This window comes from Agathobaculum sp., assembly GCF_050946325.1.
In the GTDB taxonomy this organism is placed as follows: Bacteria; Bacillota; Clostridia; order Oscillospirales; family Butyricicoccaceae; genus Agathobaculum.
The window spans coordinates 1-2,521 of sequence record NZ_JBMNUP010000190.1 but is presented as its reverse complement, the minus strand read 5'-3'; the positions used below and the strand labels follow the sequence as shown (position 1 = coordinate 2,521).

Annotated in this window: 2 protein-coding genes and 1 pseudogene; 1 reads left to right on the top strand and 2 read right to left on the bottom strand. The window is 60.8% G+C overall.

The features are described from left to right. A pseudogene (locus ACOYIE_RS10400) lies at window positions 1-633 on the bottom strand (hypothetical protein); the annotation flags it as partial. A gap of 136 nt (window positions 634-769) precedes the next feature. On the opposite strand from ACOYIE_RS10400, the gene ACOYIE_RS10395 reads away from it, so the two are divergent. Then, the gene (locus tag ACOYIE_RS10395) at window positions 770-1,387 is read left to right on the top strand and encodes a hypothetical protein (RefSeq protein ID WP_433412931.1); all 618 of its coding nucleotides are present in this window, start codon (window positions 770-772) and stop codon (window positions 1,385-1,387) included. Between the two features lie 32 nt (window positions 1,388-1,419). Here the strand turns inward: ACOYIE_RS10395 and ACOYIE_RS10390 are convergent. Continuing rightward, window positions 1,420-2,521 (bottom strand): alanine/glycine:cation symporter family protein (locus ACOYIE_RS10390; protein WP_433412930.1); only part of this gene is annotated, 1,102 nt, incomplete at its 5' end.

The following is a 2,521-nucleotide window of genomic DNA, read 5'->3' as shown; positions in this document are numbered from 1 at the left end:
CCGGTTGGTCACAGGAAAGGACGCAAACACCTCGGCCGAAGCGTACACGGTCTGCGTCAGAACGGCCAGCGCCCCGCAGCAGCAGGCGCAGCCCAAAACGCGCAAAACCGCCCGCACACCGCCCCGCAGGCGCAGCCGCCGCGTGCGGAACAGCACGGCGCAGACGATCAGGCCGGCCAGCACGGCCAGACAGACAGCCGCCAGCGCCCAATCCACCTGCAAATCATAGCTGCCCGCCGCTTCCAGCGCCTCGCGCGCCATCGGCAGGTCCTGCGGCACCAGCGGATCGTCCCGCGCGTCCGTCTTGAGCCGGTTGGCAAAATTCAGCAAACCAAACAGCAGCAGCGTCACCGCAGAGGCGGAAAACACGTTGCCCAGCGCGCACAGCAGCGCCAGCAGCACCAGCAGCACGGGCAGCCAGTTGAGCAGGCCGAGCAGCGGCGTGGTAAAAAACGTTGCCGGAATAACGGGCATGGTTTTCAGGCACAAAAACCAGATGCCGAGGGACAAGATCAGCGCCAGCGGCAGGCTGCACCATGCAGGGCAGCGCAGCGGCAGGCGCGGCTTTTTTTCTCCGGGGCGGCGCCGCTGCGCCTCATGCGCGCCCGGCCGCGCATTTTTGAAATAAGACATGTATTATTTATACCCCTTTTACCGCACTTTTGCAAGTGTTTTCGTCCATTTCGGCCACAGCAGCAGCCTGCCGCTTTACACGGTCTTTCCGGCCTGCTATACTAAAAGAATCAAAACAGAACCGGAGGGGAACGCTTTGAAAAAACGTATTTCTATTTTGGCTTTGGCGTTAGCCCTGCTGCTTGCCGCCTGCGGCAAGCCGGACGATTCGCAGGGAGAATCTGCCGCCATGCAGCTGGCCCGCGTCACGCTGACGGAGGAGGAACAGGCGCTGCTCCGGCTGGCCGATGTGCCGGCAGACAGCCTGACGGTGTATGCGTATCAGGCAGATGACCGCCTGCGCTCCATCGTTTTCCACCGGTATGTGCTGAATGACGCGCTGGCATGGGAGCAGGACGATTCTTTCAATTTCTCCATCTCCAATGCTGCTGGACTTGCCGCGCAGGGCCGCGCCGCATTCCGTGTGCAGAACGGACGGCCGGCCGTACTCAATCTGCTGTCCGGCCAGAGCACTTCCCGTGCCCAGGCCCCCGACCTGCCGGACGGGCTGCCGGAGTCCAATCCCTTTGTCGTTTTTCCGCTGAGCGAGGCGGCGGACATTGCATACGGCACGGAAATTCCCGTGCTCATCCGCTCCCAGCGAAGCGACGGCACATTCCAGACGGCAGACGCTTCCCTTTTCCATGAGACCGACCGCTTCAGCGGTTCGGACTTTACCGAAGCCTTCACCATGACGTTTGAAGCAGACGCATAAGCAAAAAAGCCGCCCTATGGGCGGCTTTTTTCTCACTTATCGCGTACCGGAATCGGGGTCTCGTCCTTCTCGTCCAGGTTTTTCAGGTAATGGCGGGTATCCTTTGCAATCACGCCCGAAAGCAGCAGCACGGCAATCAGATTGGGCACTGCCATCAGCGCATTGAGAATGTTGGCCACCGTCCACGCCAGATCAAGCGAAAGCACCGGACCGATGGCGATGACCGCGATGAACACCAGCTTATAGGGCAGTATCCCCTTGGGGCCGCACAGGTATTCGCAGCAGCGTTCGCCGTAATACGACCAGCCGAGAATGGTGGAATACGCAAAGGTGATGATGCCGACCACCAGAATCAGCGGACCGACGACCGGAATCTGCGAAAAGGCCGCGGTTGTCATCTGGCCGCCATCCGCAAAGTGTTCCATATTGATGCCGGGATTTTTCATCACCGTGGTAACCAGCACCAGGCCGGTCATCAGGCAGACGACGACGGTATCCCAGAACGTACCCGTTGCAGAAACCAGCGCCTGCCGCACGGGGTTGCGCGTCTGCGCCGCCGAAGCGACCAGCGGGGCCGAACCAAGACCGGATTCATTGGAAAACAGGCCGCGCGCCACGCCGTACTGCATCGCCAGACGGATGCCGCCGCCGGTCAGGCCGCCCGCGACCGCGCCCGGCTCAAACGCCAGCGTCAGAATCGCCTTGAAGGCGGGCAGAATGAAATCATAGTTGATGCAGAGGATAATGATGCAGCCCAGCACATAAAAGGCCGCCATAAAAGGCACCAGCTTTTCGCATACCGTCGCAATCGACTGAATGCCGCCGATAATCACAACCGCCGTAATCACCGCAAACACCAGGCCGATGACGATGGGCGGAATATGAATCGGGCTGTTGCCCTGAATGACCTCGGAAATTGCGTTGATCTGCGTGCCGCAGCCAATGCCGAACGAGGCGACCATCGCCAACCCTGCAAACGCCATGCCCATCCGCTTCATGTGCAGGCCGCGCTCCAGCGCATACATCGCGCCGCCCTGCATGCGGCCGTCTTTGGTCTGTACGCGGTATTTGACCGCAATCAGGCTTTCCGCATACTTGGTGGCGATGCCGAACACGCCGGTCAGCCAGCACCAG